This is a genomic window from Novosphingobium sp. GV079, from assembly GCF_003058045.1.
Classification (GTDB): Bacteria; Pseudomonadota; Alphaproteobacteria; order Sphingomonadales; family Sphingomonadaceae; genus Novosphingobium; species Novosphingobium capsulatum.
Window position 1 is genome coordinate 77,808 of sequence record NZ_QBUE01000010.1, and the last position, 16,630, is coordinate 94,437.

The window sequence follows — 16,630 nt, forward strand, 5'->3', positions numbered from 1 at the left end:
GCACGAACCCCGATCGGTTCATGCGCAACAATCGGTCCGAACGGATGACTGACCTTACCGAACTTGGCGTTGCCGCGCTCCGTGATGGGGTGGCGAGTGGCGCTTTCACCGCCACGGAAGTGGCCAGTGCCTTCAACGCCGCGGTCGAAGCGGCGCAGGGCGCGCTCAATGCCTTTATCGTCACCACCCCGGATGCCGCGCTTGCCGCAGCGGCCAAGGTGGACGCAGCCCGCGCCGCCGGGCAGCCGCTGGGCAAGATGGCCGGCGTGCCGATCGGCATGAAGGATCTGTTTGCCACCAAGGGCGTGCAGACCACGGCCGCCAGCAAGATCCTGGAGGGCTTTGTCCCGCCGTACGAAAGCACCGTCTCGCAGAAGCTGTGGGACGCGGGTGCCGGCATGCTGGGCAAGCTCAACCTCGATCAGTTCGCCATGGGCTCGTCGAACGAAACCAGCGGCTTTGGCAATGTGATCTCGCCCTGGCGCAAGGGGGATGACACCACCCCGCTGGCGCCTGGTGGTTCTTCGGGCGGCTCGTCTGCCGCAGTTGCCGCGCGCATCGCGCCGGCGGCCACGGGCACTGACACCGGCGGCTCGATCCGCCAGCCTGCCGCTTTCACCGGCATTTCCGGGATCAAGCCGACCTATGGCCGCTGCTCGCGCTGGGGCGTGGTGGCGTTTGCCTCCTCGCTCGACCAGGCCGGGCCGATGGCGCGCGACGTGCGCGACTGCGCGATCATGCTCGAAGCCATGGCCGGGTTCGATCCCAAGGATTCGACCAGCCTCGATCTGGCTGTGCCGGCGTGGGAAGCGGGCCTCAATGCCGATATGCGCGGCAAGAAGGTGGGCATTCCGCGCGAATACCGCGTCGATGGCCTGGATGCCGATGTCGCCAAGAGCTGGGAAGATGGCATCGCCTGGCTCAAGGATGCCGGCGCGGAGATCGTCGATATCTCGCTGCCGCATACCAAGTACGCGCTGCCGACCTATTACATCATTGCCCCGGCCGAGGCTTCGTCGAACCTCGCCCGCTATGATGGCGTGCGCTACGGCCTGCGCGATCTGCCTGATGGCGCCAACCTGCAAGAGATGTACGCCGCCACCCGCGCTGCCGGTTTCGGCGACGAGGTGAAGCGCCGCATCCTGATCGGCACCTATGTGCTCTCGGCCGGGTTCTATGACGCCTATTACACCCAGGCGCAGAAGGTCCGCGCCCTGATCGCGCAGGATTTCGCCAAGGCGTTCGAGACGGTGGACGTGATCCTGACGCCCACCGCGCCGTCTGCGGCCTTTGCGCTGGGGCAGAAGAGCACCGATCCGGTCGAGATGTATCTCAACGACGTGTTCTCGGTGCCAGCCAGCCTTGCCGGTCTTCCGGCCATGTCGGTTCCGGCCGGCCTGTCGCGCGATGGGTTGCCGCTGGGGCTGCATGTCATTGGCCGTCCGCTCGATGAACAGGGCGTGCTGAACGCCAGCCTTGCGCTTGAACAGCGCGCACAGTTTTCGGCTAAGCCGGGTAAGTGGTGGTAAGATGAGCAGCTATCGTATCCAGGGCGCCACGGGCGAGTGGGAAGTGGTCATCGGGCTGGAGGTTCACGCCCAGATCACCACGCAGGCCAAGCTCTTTTCGGGCTCTGCCACCGCGTTCGGCGCTGAACCCAACACCCAGGTCAGCCTGGTCGATGCGGCGATGCCGGGCATGCTGCCCGTGCCCAACCGCGAGTGCATCCGCCAGGCGGTGCGCACCGGCATGGCGATTGAAGCGCAGATCAACACCTGGTCGCGGTTCGATCGCAAGAACTACTTCTATGCCGATCTGCCGCAGGGCTATCAGATCAGCCAGCTCTACCACCCGCTGGTGGGCGAAGGGTCGATCGAGATCGCGCTGGATGACAAGAACCCCGATGCCGGCACCAAGGTCATCGGCATCGAGCGCATCCACGTGGAGCAGGACGCGGGCAAGCTGATGCACGATCAGCATCCGACGATGTCCTACGTCGATCTCAACCGCTCGGGCGTGGCACTGATGGAAATCGTCAGCCGGCCTGACATGACGTCGCCGGCCGAGGCTGGGGCCTATCTCACCAAGCTGCGCCAGATCCTGCGCTATGTCGGCTCGTGCGACGGCAACATGGATCAGGGCTCGATGCGGGCCGACGTCAACGTCTCGGTGCGCCGCGCGGGCGAGCCGCTGGGCACGCGTACCGAAACCAAGAACGTCAACTCGGTGCGCTTCGTCATGGCCGCGATCGAGCACGAGGCGAGCCGCCAGGTGGACGTGCTGGAAGCCGGTGGCAAGATCGTGCAGGAAACCCGCCTATTCGATCCGGGCACGGGCACCACGCGGTCGATGCGCAGCAAGGAAGACGCGCACGACTATCGCTATTTCCCCGATCCCGATCTGCTGCCGCTGGTGCTGGACCAGGCATTCCTGGATGAATGCCGCGCGTCCCTGCCCGAACTGCCCGATGCCAAGCGCACGCGCTATACCGATGCGCTGGGCCTGTCGGCATACAACGCCGCGGTGCTGACGGCAGACGTGGATACCGCCGCCTGGTTCGAAACCCTGATTACGGCGAGCGCCGCCAAGCAGGGCAAGGACGAAGCCGCCGTGGCCAAGCAGGCTGCCAACTGGCTGACCAGCGAGCTGTTCGGCGCGCTTAACAAGCTGGGCAAGGGCCTGGAAGACAGCCCGGTTTCGCCGACGAGCGCAGCGGAACTTCTGGCCCTGATCGGCGATGGCACGATCTCCGGCTCGATCGCCAAGCAGGTGCTGGAAAAGATGCTGGAAACCGGCGACGGCGCGGCTGCCATCGTCGAACGCGAAGGCCTCAAGCAGACGACCGATACCGGCGCGATCGAAGCGGCAGTGGATGCCGTGCTGGCCGCGAACGCCGACAAGGTCGAGCAGTACCGTGATGGCAAGGAAGCCCTGTTCGGCTTCTTCGTGGGCCAGACGATGAAAGCCATGGCCGGCAAGGGCAATCCGCAGTTGGTCAACCAGGTGCTGAAGGCCAAGCTGGGGTGAGGGACGCGCCCTGCGGTCTTCGCACCGCTAGGGCCAGACTTTCAGGACATAAGAAAGCCCCCTGTCCGACGAAGGACAGGGGGCTTTTCTCTGGGAAGTCGACTGCCTGTCAGCTCTTTACGGGCGTGCGCGTCGCTTTGGCTTCGTTGCCGGCATATTCCTCGAAATTCTTCTTGAACACGGCGACCAGTTCATCGAGCGCAGCCACGGCGTCATCGCCTTCCTTTGGCGGGAAAAGCTTGAGGCCATTGCCGCCCCACGCTTTGTATTCGAAGTCGATTTTCTGATCGTCGCCAAATTCCCGCACCATGAACAGTGTGCGCAGCGAGCGGCCGTAAATTGCGGCTTTCTGGTAGAATACGTCCGCCACGACGAGTTCTGAATAGCACTTGGCCTGAGAATCCGAGCGGCGCGTTTTAACGGAATTCATGGTCTTGCGCACCAGCGGCGTGGCATGCGTCACGATCGTGGTGCCCGGAGTAAGCTTGAGCATGCCGCGCAGGTCGAGCGTCTCGAGAGCATCGAGCTGGCTGGGACTGTCGAGCGCGCTGGCCATCAGCGTGCGATTGGTGGCATCGCGATTGCCGTGGATGGCAGCATCCAGCAAGCCGCCGCCCAAGAGTCCGGTCGTCATCGACGCCATTCGTTCGGCCGGCCAGATATGGAGTTCGCAGCCATCGGGCGCAGCGGCGGAAGGTGCATGCACGACGACCTCCGGGCTAAGTGACTTTGCGGCTTCGGCAGGCGCTGCTTGAGACGCGGGCGCCGTCGTGTCTTGCGCCTGGACGGTGCCAACCGTGGCCAGCAAAGCCACGCTAGTTGCAAGGAAGGTCTTGAGCATTTCCATAATCCCCATCTGGAATGGCCCCGTTTGGGCTGTGCTTGCGTTAATTTTTCTTACGCGGCGGCGCTGCTAGCTGCCTGCCAAACGTTTCCACGCTTTCTGCAAACGCGTGGCGCAATTCGCCCAGCGCAGCCTGCGGATCGTCTTCTGGTTTTGCGGGAGGAAACAGTGTGAGCTTTTCCGTGGCGATCGTGCCAAAGCTGCGGCTGGGCGTTTCGCTGCCGTCGAACCGCTTGAAGCGGTAGATCACCTTGAGATAGCGACCCGAAAAAGTGTCTTCCTGAAAGAACACGTCATCCACGGCGAGTTCGGCATGGCACGGTCCGCCCTCGGCAGTGTAGCGACCCGGTGTGTTGCGCAGGGTGCGACTGTCGAGCGTTTCGGCATGGACTGTGACTTGATACCCCGTCAGGCCGAGTATAGTCGGAAGGTCGAGGCTCGCCAGCACGGCCTGTTGGGTGGCCGTGTCCAGCGGCGCTCGCGGCAGCTTTGGATAGCCCTGCCGCCCGTTAACAGACCCATCAACGATTCCGCCGTGGAGCCAGCCGTAAAAAGTAGACCGCAATGGGTTGCCAGGCCAAATGTGAAGTGTGCAAGGTGATGTGGATGTGGCCAGGCTTGCCGTGGCATGCTGCGCAGTTGCTGTCCACGGCACACTAACGGCCAGCGCAACAAGCAAACCAATCGGCGCCTTGCGCAGCCGTCCCCACCCGATCTTTTCTGTCATGCCTTCCCCGGGACACCCAGACGTAGTTTGCGCAACAATTCGTTGCGAAGTCTGCGTCTAGGCTAAACCGGCATAGATCGGCAAGGCTTCATCTGGAACCTTGCCGAGCCAGTGCTGCCAAAATGGCAAAATCGGGTTTTACTTCCCCTGTACGCTCGTCACCTCAACCGGCAGGCCGAGCTTGTCGAGCTGCGGCTTGATCTTGGTGGCGTCGCCCACGACAACCCAGGTCAGTTTGCTCGGATCGAGCGCGCTGCGGGCGGCCTTGTCGAGTTCGGCGGCGGTCAGCGTGGGATAGCGCACGGCGAGGCGCGTGTAGTAGTCGTCCGGGCGCTGGAACTGGACGATCTTGACCAGGCCATCGAGCACGGCAGACGAGGTTTCGAACGCGCCCGGCAGTTCGCGCGCAGCGCCCTGCGTGGCCCAGCCCAGTTCGTCGGGGGCAACGCCCTTGTCCTTGAGGAAGGCAGTCATGTCACCCTGCATCGCCGCAATTGCGGGGCCAGTCTGGTCGGTCTGGACCGGCGCGACGAGGCGATAGATCACGCGATCCTGGCGGTCGCTCACCGCGCTGCCCACGCCGTAGCTCCAGCCCTTGCTTTCGCGCACGTCCATGTTGAGGCGCGAGAGGAAGCTGCCGCCCAGCACTTCGTTGGCAGTGCGCAGCGGCACGAGATCGTCGCGGCCGGTGGCGGCGAGAACTTCGCCGGCCATGATCATCGACTGCGGTGAGGCCGGGCGATCGACCAGCAGGATGCGCGGGCTGGCTGCGGGAATCGTTGCCGACAGGTTCTTGGCCGGCGCAGCGCCCGCCGGTTCGGCCCAGCTGCCAAAGCTGCGTTCCAGCAGCGGCTTGACTGCGGCCAGCGTGGTATCGCCGACCACGAAGATCGTCGCCTTGGACGGGCGCAGCCAGGCCTGGTGGAACGCAGCGAGGTCTGCTGGAGTCAGGCGCTTGACCACGGCCGGATCGCCGGTGCCGGTGGGCGGCGTGCCATAGGGGTGCTGCGGCCCATAGAGCGCGGGATAGAGCACGCGCGAGGCCATGGCCGAGGGATCGCGTAGTTCGGCATCGATCGCGGCGAGTTGCTGGGCGCGCACGCGTTCCAGGTCATCGCTCTTGAGCGCGGGATTGCGGATATAATCAGCCAGCAGGGCCAGTGAGCCAGCGAGGTTGGGCGCCACGGCATCGAGCTGGAACGCCGTGCTGTCGGGCAGGGCGGCGTTGCTGATGTTGGCGCCCAGGTTTTCGCGGGCACGGGCAAAGGCGGCGGCGTCCAGGGTCTTGGTACCCTGGTCCATCATCTTGAGCAGCATCGCCTGCGTACCCAGCGCCTGGCGCGGATCGGCGGCAAAGCCGGCGTCGAACGCCACCTGCACCGAAACGACCGGCACGGCGGCGCGGCGAGCAAAGACCACCTTCACCCCGTTGGACAGCGTTGCCCGCTCGATCTGCGGGAACTGCAGCGCCGCGAGCGTGCCGATCGGCGGCAGTTCGCTGCGATCGGGGCCGGCTGCTGCGGCCGGCACCGCCGGCTGCGGCGCCGGGTCCTGGCCGGGCTGGTGCCAATAGGCGGGATGGGCAGCGCTACCGTGGCCCCCACCGACCTTGGTATCGTTGTTGGCCCAGCCGCCGTGGGATTCGCCGCCCTCGGTGCGGGTGCCCGGCTCGACCGTCAGGGCAAAGACCGGGCGCGTCAGCCACTTTTGCAACGCGTCACGCACCTGCGCCGGGGTGAGCGCGGCCATGGCCGCCAGTTCCTTGCGATAGTGGTTGGCATCGCCGTTGTAGAGCAGGCCTTCGGCCAGCGTCGGTGCCTTGCCGCCAAAGCCGCCGACCGATTCCAGCTTGCGGATCTGGTCGCTGGCGGTGACGGTGGCCGCGCGGGCCAGTTCGTCGGCCGTTGGGCCTTCGGTCACCAGGCGCTTGATCTGCGCGTCGAGCGCGGCACCCACGGCGGCGGCATTCTGGCCCGGCTTCACATCGGCCTGAACCACGAACTGGCCAGCCTGGGCATAGATTTCAGCATTGGCCCCGGCCGCAACGGCCAGTTGCTGGCCACGCACCAGGTTGTCGTCGAGCCGCGAGGAAGCAAGCCCGCCCAGGATCACTGCACCGATCTGCAACGGCAGGTAATCGGGGTTGTCATAGCCCGGGATCGCCCACATCCGGTAGATGCGGGTGGTGGCCACTTCATCCTTGATCGTCTTGGCGACGGGTGCGGGCAGGGTCGGCACCGGGGCCGATACCGGCTCCACCTTGGGCCCGGCGGGAATGGCGCCAAACCACTTGGCGACCTTGGCCTTGGCCGTGGCGAGATCGACGTCACCGGCCAGGACCAGAACAGCGTTGTTGGGGCCGTAGTGATCGGTGAACCACGCCTTCACATCGGCCAGGCTGGCGCTGTCGAGATCGGCCATCGAGCCGATCGTGCTGTGGTGATAGGGGTGGCCGACGGGATAGAGGTTTTCGAGCTGCTCGTATTCCACCAGGCCATAGGGCTGGTTGTCGCCCTGGCGCTTTTCGTTCTGGACCACGCTGCGCTGGTTATCGAGTGTTTCCTGCGTCACCGCACCCAGCAGATAGCCCATGCGATCGGATTCCAGCATGAGGAAGCGATCGAGCGCGGCCGTGGGCACGGTTTCGAAATAGTTGGTGCGATCGAACCAGGTGGTGCCGTTGTAATCGGTGGCCCCGGCGTTCTGCAGCGGGGTGAAGAAATCGCCCTTGTTGTGTTCCGACCCGTTGAACATCAGGTGTTCGAACAGGTGGGCAAAGCCGGTCTTGCCCTTGGGCTCGTTCTTGGAACCCACGCCATACCACACCGACACGGCCACGACCGGCGCCTTGCGATCGGTATGGACCAGCACGCGCAGGCCGTTGGGCAGGGTGAACTGCTCGTACGGGATGTTCACTGCCGAAACCAGGTTGGCCAGCGGCGCCGGGGCAGGCACTGCCGGGGCCGATGCCGTGGCGGCAAGCACGGGTGAAGGCGCGGCCGAGGCGATCGCCAGGGCCAGGAGAGAGGCGTTGAGGAAGCGCTGCATGGAGGGGGGCTTGTCCTGTCTCGAAAAGTCTCTGTGGCGATGTGTAAGGGCATGTTCGGCGGAGTCAAAGCTGAACCATCGTGAGGACTTGCCACGCGACATTGGTTTTGATTGCAACCGGTGGCGCAAAATTTGATCCACGTCCTTGTGTTGCCCAAAAGTCACACTACCTTGTGGCGGTCAGGAGAGCGAGAGACCGTTATGAACCTCGAAAAATTCACCGATCGCGCCAAGGGTTTCCTTCAGGCGGCCCAGACCCTGGCGATCCGCCTGAGCCATCAGCGCATCACCCCCGAGCACGTGCTCAAGGTGTTGCTGGAAGACCCTGAAGGCATGGCCAGCGGGCTGATCCAGCGGGCCGGCGGCAACCCCGCCGTGGCCCAGGCCGAAGTGGACAAGGCGCTGGGCAAATTGCCGGCGGTCTCGGGTTCGGGCGCGCAGAATTCGCCCGGGCTCGACAACGATACCGTGCGCCTGCTCGACCAGGCCGAACAGGTTGCCGCCAAGAGCGGGGACAGCTTTGTCACCGTGGAACGCATGCTGCTGGCGCTGACGCTGGCCGGCACCACGGCGGCTGGCCAGGCCCTGAAGGCGGCGGGCCTTTCGCCCCAGGCGCTGGAAGCGGCGATCACCGCGCTGCGCGGCGGGCGTTCGGCCGATAGCGCCGGCGCGGAAAACGCCTATGACGCGATGAAGAAATATGCCCGCGACCTGACGGCTGCCGCGCGCGAGGGCAAGCTCGATCCGGTGATCGGCCGCGACGAGGAAATCCGTCGTACCGTGCAGATCCTGGCGCGTCGCACCAAGAACAACCCGGCGCTGATCGGCGAACCCGGCGTGGGCAAGACGGCGATTGCCGAAGGCCTGGCGCTGCGCATCGCCAATGGCGACGTGCCCGACAGCCTCAAGCATCGCCGGCTGATGGCGCTCGACATGGGCAGCCTGATTGCCGGCGCCAAGTATCGCGGCGAGTTCGAGGAGCGGTTGAAGGCCGTGCTCGACGAGGTGAAGGGCGCCGAGGGCGAGATCATCCTGTTCATCGACGAGATGCATACCCTGATCGGCGCGGGCAAGACCGAAGGCGCGATGGACGCGTCCAACCTCTTGAAGCCGGCGCTGGCGCGGGGCGAGTTGCACTGCATCGGCGCTACCACGCTGGATGAATACCAGAAGTACGTGGAAAAGGACCCGGCCCTCCAACGCCGGTTCCAGCCCGTGTTCGTGGGCGAGCCGACGGTGGAGGACACCATCTCGATCCTGCGCGGGATCAAGGAAAAGTACGAGGTGCACCATGGCGTGCGCATCGCCGATGCCGCGATCGTGGCCGCCGCGACGCTGTCCAACCGATATATCGCCGACCGTTTCCTGCCCGACAAGGCGATCGACCTGATGGACGAGGCTGCCAGCCGCATCCGCATGGAAGTGGAAAGCAAGCCCGAGGAGATCGAGAACCTGGATCGTCGCATCATCCAGCTCAAGATCGAGGAAATGGCCCTGGCCAAGGAAACCGACCAGGCCAGCCGTGATCGGCTGGATACCCTGCGCGAAGACCTGGCCAACCTGGAACAGCAATCGGCCGAGCTGACCACGCGCTGGCAGAACGAGCGCGACAAGATCCATGCCGAAGGCAAGATCAAGGAGCAGCTCGACAGCGCGCGCGTGGAACTGGAGCAGGCGCAGCGCGTGGGCGATCTGGCGAAGGCCGGGGAGCTGGCCTATGGCCGCATCCCCGAGCTGGAGCGCCAGCTGGCCGATGCGCAAGGCGCCAGCAAGAATGCCCTGCTGCGCGAGGAAGTGACGGCCGAAGATATCGCTGGTGTCGTCAGCCGCTGGACCGGGGTGCCGGTCGACCGGATGATGGAAGGCGAGCGGGAAAAGCTGCTCAACATGGAAGACGTGCTCGGCAAGCGGGTAATCGGCCAGCGCGACGCGGTGGTGGCCGTGTCCAAGGCCGTGCGCCGCGCGCGGGCCGGGTTGCAAGACCCCAACCGTCCGCTCGGCAGCTTCCTGTTCCTGGGCCCCACGGGCGTGGGCAAGACCGAACTGACCAAGGCGCTGGCGGGTTTCCTGTTTGATGATGACAGTGCGATGGTGCGCATCGACATGTCGGAGTTCATGGAAAAGCATGCCGTCAGCCGTCTGATCGGCGCGCCTCCGGGCTATGTCGGCTATGACGAAGGCGGCGTGCTGACCGAGGCGGTGCGGCGCCGGCCCTATCAGGTCGTCCTGTTCGACGAGGTGGAAAAGGCTCATCAGGACGTGTTCAACGTGCTGTTGCAGGTGCTCGATGATGGGCGCCTGACCGACGGCCAGGGCCGCGTGGTGGATTTCACCAACACGCTGATCATCCTGACCTCCAACCTGGGCAGCCAGTACCTGGCCAACCTGGGCGAGGGCGAAGATGCCGCCAGCGTGGAGCCGCAGGTGATGGATGTGGTGCGCGCGCACTTCCGGCCGGAATTCCTCAACCGGCTGGATGAAATCATCCTGTTCCACCGCCTGGGCCAGGAACACATGGCCCCGATCGTGGACATCCAGGTGGCACGCGTGGCCAAGCTGCTCAAGGATCGCAAGATCACGCTGGACCTCACCGAGGCGGCCAAGCGCTGGCTGGGCCGGGTGGGCTATGATCCGGTCTATGGCGCGCGGCCATTGAAGCGGGCCGTGCAGCGCTATCTGCAAGACCCGCTGGCGGAGCGGCTGCTGGCAGGCCAAGTGCCCGACGGCAGCACGGTGACGATCGATGAAGGCGACGGCGCGCTGGCGTTCCACGTCAGCTGAGCCGCGCAGGCCATTGCGGAAAGGGAAGGGGAGCGCATGTCGCTCCCTTTTCTGCATCGGCGGGCCGGCAGCCCGCGGGCGTCAGACCAGGCCGAGCTTGGCCAGTTCGCCGGCGATCGCGGCGGGCAGCACGTCACCGGCTTCCCCATGGCCAAGATCGGCCGGGGCATCGGCTGCTTCCAGATAGCGCCAGCCCTGGTGGGCGCGGCGCGGCATCGGCACCACGTCGATCAGGCGGGTGGAGACCAGGATATTGGTGCGTCCGCCCTCGGCCTCTTCAAAACCCAAGATTTCGCTGCGCGCGACCAGCTGGTGCTTGAGAATCCAGTACAGCGAGCCGCCGATCATTTCGGCATGGCGGCGCGGGCAGTTGCGCGTGGTCAGGCGGGCGACGCCATCGGCACCGTGGCGCCGGCCGGTGGAAAACCATTCGTGGACTTCCGCCAGCGACTGCGCGCCATAGGCCACTTTGGTCATGTTGAGCGGCATTGCAGGTGTTCTTTCAATCCGAATCAGGCGGCAAGCCCGGTGACGACAGCCAGCCCCAGGAACGAGAAGAACCCCATGACATCGGTGGCCATCGTCACGAATACGGCCGAAGAGACAGCCGGATCCACCCGCAGGCGATCGAGGCTGACCGGAACGAGGATTCCAGCCAGGCCCGCCACCAGGTTGTTGATCACCATGGCCGCGCCGATCACCGCGCCCAGGTGCGGGTTGCCAAAGATCAGCGTGGTGCCCACCCCGATCAGCACGCCCAGCGAGAGCCCGTTGGCCAGCGCGATGCGCAATTCGCGCAGGATCATGCGCACGGTGTTGGAACTCGTCAGCTGGTTGGTGGCAATCGCGCGCACCACCACTGCCAGCGTCTGGGTGCCGGCATTGCCGCCCATGCCCGAAACGATCGGCATCAGCACGGCGAGCAGGGCAAAGCGCGCGATGGCGCCCTGGAACAGGCCGACCACCGAGGCGGCAATGATCGCCGTGCCCAGGTTCACCACCAGCCACGACAGGCGCGTGCGCACGGTCAGGCCGATCGGCTCGTTGATGTCGCCATCGCCCGCGCCCGACAGGCGCAGGATGTCCTCGCTCGCCTCTTCCTGGATAATGTGGACCACGTCGTCCACCGTGATCTGGCCGACCAGCCGGCCACTGTCATCCACCACGGCGGCAGAAATCAGCGCGTACTTCTGAAAGCGGAGCGCGACCTCTTCCTGGTCCATGGTGACGGGAATCAGCGTCTGGTCGCGCTTCATCACATCGGCCAGGGGCACGCTGCGCGGTGCGCGCAGCAGCCAGGAAAGCATGCAGGTGCCAACCGGGCGATGCTTTACGTCGACGATGAACACTTCCCAGAATTCGGTGGCAAGGTCATCGTCGTCGCGGCGCAGGTAATCGATCAGGTCGCCCACGGTCAGGTGTTCGGGCACCGCGATCACGTCGCGGCTCATCAGGCGGCCGGCGGATTCTTCGGGGTAGGACAGCGCGCTTTCGATCGCGGCGCGGTCTTCCGGCTCCATTTCTGCCAGGACGGCGGCCTGGTCTTCCTCGTCGAGGTCTTCGATCAGGGCGACGGCGTCGTCCGTCTCCATCTGCTCGGCAAGGTCGGCAACCTCTTCGGGTTCGAGCTGATCGACCAGGTCATCGCGCACCCAGTCGTTCAACTCGGCGAGCACGTCTGAGCCGAGCAGGTCGTTGATCGCGCGTGCCAGCGGTGCGCGATACTCCTGGCCGATCAGCTCGAACAGGTCGGCGATGTCGGCCGGGTGCAGCGGCTCGACCAGGTTATAGACCGCTTCCTGGTTTTCCGCGTCCAGCGCCTCGGTCACCCGGCGCAGGAACGAGGGCCGCAGCGTGTTGTCTTCCTCGTCCAGTTCCTGCGAATTGCGCGCAGGTTCGGGCGCTGCCACCGTCAAGGTGTCAGTGTCCACGCCGTCGTCCATCCGCGGGTCGTGTTCGTGGGGCGCGCCTTGTTCCATCAAGGCGGGGATAGGCGATCATCCGGCAAATGCAATGATGCAGTGCAGCGTGACTTTGTCCGAAGATTGCCTATATCGGCGACATTCTTTGCCAAGGAAGAGTGGTCGATGTCTGAAGAAAAACTGGTCCTGTCGCTGGATTCGGGCGATGTGGTGATCAAGCTGCGTCCCGACCTGGCCCCCGGCCACGTGGAACGCATCAAGGAACTGGCTTCCGAAGGGTTTTATGACGGGGTGAAGTTCCACCGCGTGATCCCCGGTTTCATGGCGCAGGGCGGCTGCCCGCAGGGCACCGGCATGGGTGGTTCGAGCAAGCCGGACCTCAAGGCCGAATTCAACGATCAGCCGCACGTGCGCGGCGTGTGCTCGATGGCCCGCACCAGCTATCCGCACTCGGCCAACAGCCAGTTCTTCATCTGCTTCGATGATGCCCGTTTCCTCGATCGCCAGTACACTGTGTGGGGCGAAGTGGAGAGCGGCATGGAACTGATCGACGCGCTGCCCAAGGGCGAGCCGCCGGCAAACCCGGGCGTGATCCGCAAGGCGACCGTGCAGGCTGCCTGATTACGACTGGCTGATCGGGTCACTGTCTCGCTATCGAGACAAAACCTGTATCATATCAGGGAAAAGGCGGGGCTGGTCCCCGCCTTTTTTGCTGTAGGACAAGGCGCATCGGCTTAGGGGCAGGGTAGATCGAACCCGAGAGGAGCCCCCCATGAACGCCCCCGTTTCGTCACCGTCCGTGTCCAACGCGCGGATTGCCCATCCTGATTATCGCGCCAAGCTTATGAGCGCAGACGATGCCGCCAGCCTGATTGGCCCCGGCGCCGTGGTGGGGATGAGCGGGTTCACCGGGGCAGGCTATCCCAAGGCGGTGCCCCAGGCGCTGGCGCGGCGGATGGAGGCGGCCCATGCCGCCGGCAATCCCTATGCCATCAAGGTGTGGACCGGCGCATCGACCGGGCCTGAACTCGACGGCGCGCTGGCGCGGGCCAAGGGCATCGACTTCCGCCTGCCCTACAATTCCGATCCCCTGGTGCGCGAGCAGATCAATGCCGGCACGGTGCAGTATTTCGACATGCACCTGAGCCAGGTGGCGCCCGTGGCGTGGCAGGGCTTTCTCGGCCCGCTCGACGTGGCGCTGGTCGAGGTTTCGGCGATCCTGCCCGATGGCAGCGTGGTGCCGTCCTCGTCGGTGGGCAACAACAAGACCTGGCTCGATCGCGCCGGCAAGATCATCCTGGAAGTCAATTCCTGGCAGCATGAAGCGCTGCACGGCATGCATGATATCTATTATGGCACCGCGCTGCCGCCGCATCGCCGCCCGATCCCGCTGGTCCATCCCAATGATCGCATCGGCCAGCCCACCTTCCGCATCGATCCGGCCAAGGTGGTGGCGGTGGTGGCCACCGATACGCCCGATCGCAATGCCCCGTTCAAGGCGCCCGACGATGCCGCCCGCGCCATTGCCGGGCACCTGCTGCAGTTCTTTGGTCATGAAGTGAAAATGGGCCGGCTGCCGGCTTCGCTGCTGCCGATCCAGTCGGGCGTGGGCAATATCGCCAATGCCGTGCTGAATGGCTTGATGGACAGCCCGTTCGAGCCGATGACGGCCTATACCGAAGTCTTGCAAGACGGCATGCTCGATCTGCTGGCGGCGGGCAAGCTGGCGATGGCCTCGGCCACGGCGTTTTCCCTCAGCCCCGATGCGGCAGAGGCGCTGAACGGCGAAATGCACCGCTATCGCGATCGCATCGTGCTGCGCCCGCAGGAAATTTCCAACCATCCCGAACTGGTGCGGCGTCTGGGCTGCCTGGCGATGAACGGCATGATCGAGGCCGATCTCTATGGCAACGTCAATTCCACCCACCTGATGGGCTCGCGCATCCAGAACGGCATCGGCGGCTCGGGCGATTTTGCCCGCAATGCCTATATCTCGATCTTCATGGCGCCTTCGCTGGCCAAGGGCGGGGCGATTTCCACGATCGTGCCCCAGGTCAGCCATGTCGACCATATCGATCAGGACGTGCAGGTGATCGTCACCGACCAGGGCCTGGCCGATCTGCGCGGCCTGTCGCCCAAGCAGCGGGCCGAACAGGTCATCGCCAACTGCGTGCACCCGATCTATCGCGACCAGTTGAGCGACTACTATGCCCGCGCCTTGCGCGATTCCTATGGCAAGCATTCGCCTTCGTTGCTGGACGAGGCGCTTTCATGGCATCAGCGCTTTGTGCAGACGGGCACCATGCGGGCGGGGTAAGCCCCTCCGTCAGCCCTTCGGGCCGCCACCTCCCCGCCGAGCGGGGAGGACCTGGGATCCTCCCCACGGCGTGGGGAGGGGGACCGCCCGCGCAGCGGGCGGTGGAGGGGGCCTCTTAAAGCCCCGCCTTCAGCATCCAGTCGTGGAACAGGCGCACCGGCCGCGATTGCAGGGCGCGGGGGCGGCAGACGAACCAATAAGAATAGGGACTGTCCACCTCGATGTCATAGACGCGCGCCAGCCGGGGATCGTGGCTGCGGCTGAAATGGTCATCGTGCATGATGGCAATGCCCAGACCCTGCGCGGCGGCTTCCAAGATCAACTGGCCGGAATCGAAATGGTCGATCGCGGCTGGCTCCAGCGCTTCCAGGTGTAGCGTGCGCTTCCAGGCTTCAAAGCTGGCGGGCAGATCGTTGTGGACCAGGAACGTCTGCTTGGCGAGCTTGGCCATGTCGGGGCGGTTGCCCAGCTCTTCGGCCAGCTGCTTGCTGGCGATGGCATAGACCCGGTTGTGATCGAGCCGTACGGCATGCAGCGCGGCGTCCGGCCCTTCCGACAGGATGATCGCCGCGTCGATCGTGTCACCCAGCTTGGTTTCCGCCGCGGTCGAGCTGTCGATATCAATGTGCAGCTGCGGGTGCAGCTTGCGCAACTCGCCCAGGCGCGGGAACAGGCGCTGGCTGCCGAACAGCGGCAGCACGCCCAGGCGCAGGCGCATAACCTTGCCGGTATCGATCATGCGGTCGATCCGGTCGGCCATCTCGTCGATCAGCGGGGCCACCGCATCATACAGCGTCTGCCCGTCTTCGGTCAGCTTGAGGGCCTGGTGCTTGCGCTCGAACAGCGGCTTGCCCACGAACTCTTCCAGCGCCGCCAGCCGACGCGACAGGGCCGACGGGCTGAGTGCCAGTTCGGCTGCAGCCGTCTTGGCCGAACCGGCGCGCACCACGCGAATGAAAGCTTCCAGCGAGCGCAGTGGTGGCAGGCGGCGGATCATCAGGCGTCTTCTTCTTCGGCAAGGGCGGTGGAGGGGGCGTGCAAGCGCAGGCGCGTGAGGCGGCGTTCGTCGCCCCCGGTCACTTCCAGACGCCAGCCGGATTCGTGTTCCAGCACGCGGCCGACTGGTGGCACTTCGCCGGCAAGGACAACCGCCAGGCCGCCCAGGGTGTCGACGTCTTCCTCCACCTCGGCCAGGCGCGGGTCGATGATGCGGGCGACGTGTTCCAGTTCGGCGCGGGCATCGGCATCCCAGGTATCGGGATCGAGCCGGTTGAGCAGCACTTCGGGCGCGTCGTCGTGCTCGTCTTCCACGTCGCCGACGATTTCCTCGACCAGGTCTTCGAACGTGATGATCCCGTCGGTGCCGGAATATTCGTCCACCACCACGGCCAGGTGGGTGCGGCTGCCGCGCATGTCGGCCAGCACGTCGATCGCGCCGCGCGCCTGGGGCACGAACAGCGGCTGGCGCAGCAGCACGGTCCAGTCCTCTGGCGCGGGCGCACCTTTAAGCGCCATGTCCGCCAGGAACGGGAACACGTCCTTGATGTGCATCATGCCCTGCACTTCATCGAGCGATTCGCCATAGACCGGCAGGCGGCTGTGGCCATGCTCGGCAAAGGCGGCAACCACTTCGGCAAACGTGGAGGAGGCCGGAATTGCGATGATCTGGCCACGCGGGATGGCCACGTCATCGGCATCGCGCTCGCTGAAATGGAGCAGGTTTTTGAGCATCTGGCGTTCCACCGGCACCAGGTCGCCATCGGCGCCCAGATCGTGGCCGGGTTCGTGCTCGTGCTCCTCGATCGCTTCCTCGATCTGCGCCCGTAGAGACTGGTCATGGTCAGGCCCCTTGAAAAAGGCCTTTATCACGCGCCAAAGCGCCCCATTACTGTCGCCTTCGCCCGAGCGATTTTCACCGCCGGACCCATTGCCCTCGGGCACTGACCTTGCTCCTTAGCTGTTAC

At 65.1% G+C, this 16,630-nt stretch carries 12 protein-coding genes; 5 read left to right on the forward strand and 7 right to left on the reverse strand.

Features of this window, described 5'->3' with window-relative positions:
- Positions 1-44 precede the first annotated feature (44 nt).
- Both gatA and gatB read left to right on the forward strand, forming a co-directional pair.
- Positions 45-1,529 carry an Asp-tRNA(Asn)/Glu-tRNA(Gln) amidotransferase subunit GatA gene (gatA, locus tag C8K14_RS13930; RefSeq protein WP_107717166.1) on the forward strand — a complete coding sequence of 495 codons (1,485 nt, stop codon included), beginning with the start codon at positions 45-47 and terminating at the stop codon, positions 1,527-1,529.
- A 1-nt stretch (position 1,530) separates the two neighbouring features.
- Positions 1,531-3,027, forward strand: a complete 1,497-nt coding sequence (gene gatB / locus C8K14_RS13935; protein WP_107717086.1) for an Asp-tRNA(Asn)/Glu-tRNA(Gln) amidotransferase subunit GatB — start codon at positions 1,531-1,533, stop codon at positions 3,025-3,027.
- Positions 3,028-3,136: 109 nt separating this feature from the next.
- On the opposite strand, the gene C8K14_RS13940 is transcribed toward gatB, so the two are convergent.
- The 3 genes from C8K14_RS13940 to C8K14_RS13950 all read right to left on the reverse strand — a co-directional run bounded on the left by C8K14_RS13940 (position 3,137) and on the right by C8K14_RS13950 (position 7,646).
- A complete protein-coding gene (locus tag C8K14_RS13940; RefSeq protein WP_133726818.1) occupies positions 3,137-3,868 on the reverse strand; it encodes a hypothetical protein in 732 nt (243 codons plus the stop codon).
- A 46-nt stretch (positions 3,869-3,914) separates the two neighbouring features.
- Positions 3,915-4,598, reverse strand: a complete 684-nt coding sequence (locus C8K14_RS13945; protein ID WP_133726819.1) for a hypothetical protein — start codon at positions 4,596-4,598, stop codon at positions 3,915-3,917.
- 138 nt (positions 4,599-4,736) lie between these two features.
- On the reverse strand, positions 4,737-7,646 hold the full coding sequence (locus tag C8K14_RS13950) for a pitrilysin family protein (RefSeq protein ID WP_107717088.1): 2,910 nt from the start codon (positions 7,644-7,646) through the stop codon (positions 4,737-4,739).
- A gap of 201 nt (positions 7,647-7,847) precedes the next feature.
- Here C8K14_RS13950 and clpB point away from each other — a divergent pair, with 201 nt between their 5' ends.
- On the forward strand, positions 7,848-10,427 hold the full coding sequence (gene clpB / locus C8K14_RS13955; protein WP_107717089.1) for an ATP-dependent chaperone ClpB: 2,580 nt from the start codon (positions 7,848-7,850) through the stop codon (positions 10,425-10,427).
- Between the two features lie 81 nt (positions 10,428-10,508).
- On the opposite strand, the gene C8K14_RS13960 is transcribed toward clpB, so the two are convergent.
- Positions 10,509-10,916: a DUF1489 domain-containing protein gene (locus C8K14_RS13960; protein ID WP_022674998.1), complete on the reverse strand. Its 408-nt coding sequence runs from the start codon at positions 10,914-10,916 to the stop codon at positions 10,509-10,511.
- Positions 10,917-10,939: 23 nt separating this feature from the next.
- A complete protein-coding gene (gene mgtE, locus C8K14_RS13965; protein ID WP_028657501.1) occupies positions 10,940-12,370 on the reverse strand; it encodes a magnesium transporter in 1,431 nt (476 codons plus the stop codon).
- 144 nt (positions 12,371-12,514) lie between these two features.
- Here mgtE and C8K14_RS13970 point away from each other — a divergent pair, with 144 nt between their 5' ends.
- Positions 12,515-12,970, forward strand: coding sequence for a peptidylprolyl isomerase (locus C8K14_RS13970; protein ID WP_022675000.1), 456 nt, complete (start codon positions 12,515-12,517; stop codon positions 12,968-12,970).
- A gap of 151 nt (positions 12,971-13,121) precedes the next feature.
- Positions 13,122-14,666, forward strand: a complete 1,545-nt coding sequence (locus C8K14_RS13975) for an acetyl-CoA hydrolase/transferase family protein (protein ID WP_107717090.1) — start codon at positions 13,122-13,124, stop codon at positions 14,664-14,666.
- 115 nt (positions 14,667-14,781) lie between these two features.
- Here C8K14_RS13975 and C8K14_RS13980 read toward each other — a convergent pair whose 3' ends face one another.
- Both C8K14_RS13980 and C8K14_RS13985 read right to left on the reverse strand, forming a co-directional pair.
- Positions 14,782-15,663, reverse strand: coding sequence for a LysR substrate-binding domain-containing protein (locus tag C8K14_RS13980; protein WP_022675002.1), 882 nt, complete (start codon positions 15,661-15,663; stop codon positions 14,782-14,784).
- A complete protein-coding gene (locus C8K14_RS13985; RefSeq protein WP_107717091.1) occupies positions 15,663-16,607 on the reverse strand; it encodes a hemolysin family protein in 945 nt (314 codons plus the stop codon). The genes C8K14_RS13980 and C8K14_RS13985 overlap by 1 nt, the downstream gene beginning before the upstream one ends.
- Positions 16,608-16,630: the final 23 nt, after the last annotated feature.

Bases quoted from the DNA above. Each gene is read 5' to 3' on its own strand.
- gatA (WP_107717166.1), top strand. From the start codon at position 45: ATGACTGACCTTACCGAACTTGGCGTTGCCGCGCTCCGTGATGGGGTG.
- gatB (WP_107717086.1), top strand. From the start codon at position 1,531: ATGAGCAGCTATCGTATCCAGGGCGCCACGGGCGAGTGGGAAGTGGTC.
- C8K14_RS13940 (WP_133726818.1), bottom strand. From the start codon at position 3,868: ATGCTCAAGACCTTCCTTGCAACTAGCGTGGCTTTGCTGGCCACGGTT.
- C8K14_RS13945 (WP_133726819.1), bottom strand. From the start codon at position 4,598: ATGACAGAAAAGATCGGGTGGGGACGGCTGCGCAAGGCGCCGATTGGT.
- C8K14_RS13950 (WP_107717088.1), bottom strand. From the start codon at position 7,646: ATGCAGCGCTTCCTCAACGCCTCTCTCCTGGCCCTGGCGATCGCCTCG.
- clpB (WP_107717089.1), top strand. From the start codon at position 7,848: ATGAACCTCGAAAAATTCACCGATCGCGCCAAGGGTTTCCTTCAGGCG.
- C8K14_RS13960 (WP_022674998.1), bottom strand. From the start codon at position 10,916: ATGCCGCTCAACATGACCAAAGTGGCCTATGGCGCGCAGTCGCTGGCG.
- mgtE (WP_028657501.1), bottom strand. From the start codon at position 12,370: ATGGACGACGGCGTGGACACTGACACCTTGACGGTGGCAGCGCCCGAA.
- C8K14_RS13970 (WP_022675000.1), top strand. From the start codon at position 12,515: ATGTCTGAAGAAAAACTGGTCCTGTCGCTGGATTCGGGCGATGTGGTG.
- C8K14_RS13975 (WP_107717090.1), top strand. From the start codon at position 13,122: ATGAACGCCCCCGTTTCGTCACCGTCCGTGTCCAACGCGCGGATTGCC.
- C8K14_RS13980 (WP_022675002.1), bottom strand. From the start codon at position 15,663: ATGATCCGCCGCCTGCCACCACTGCGCTCGCTGGAAGCTTTCATTCGC.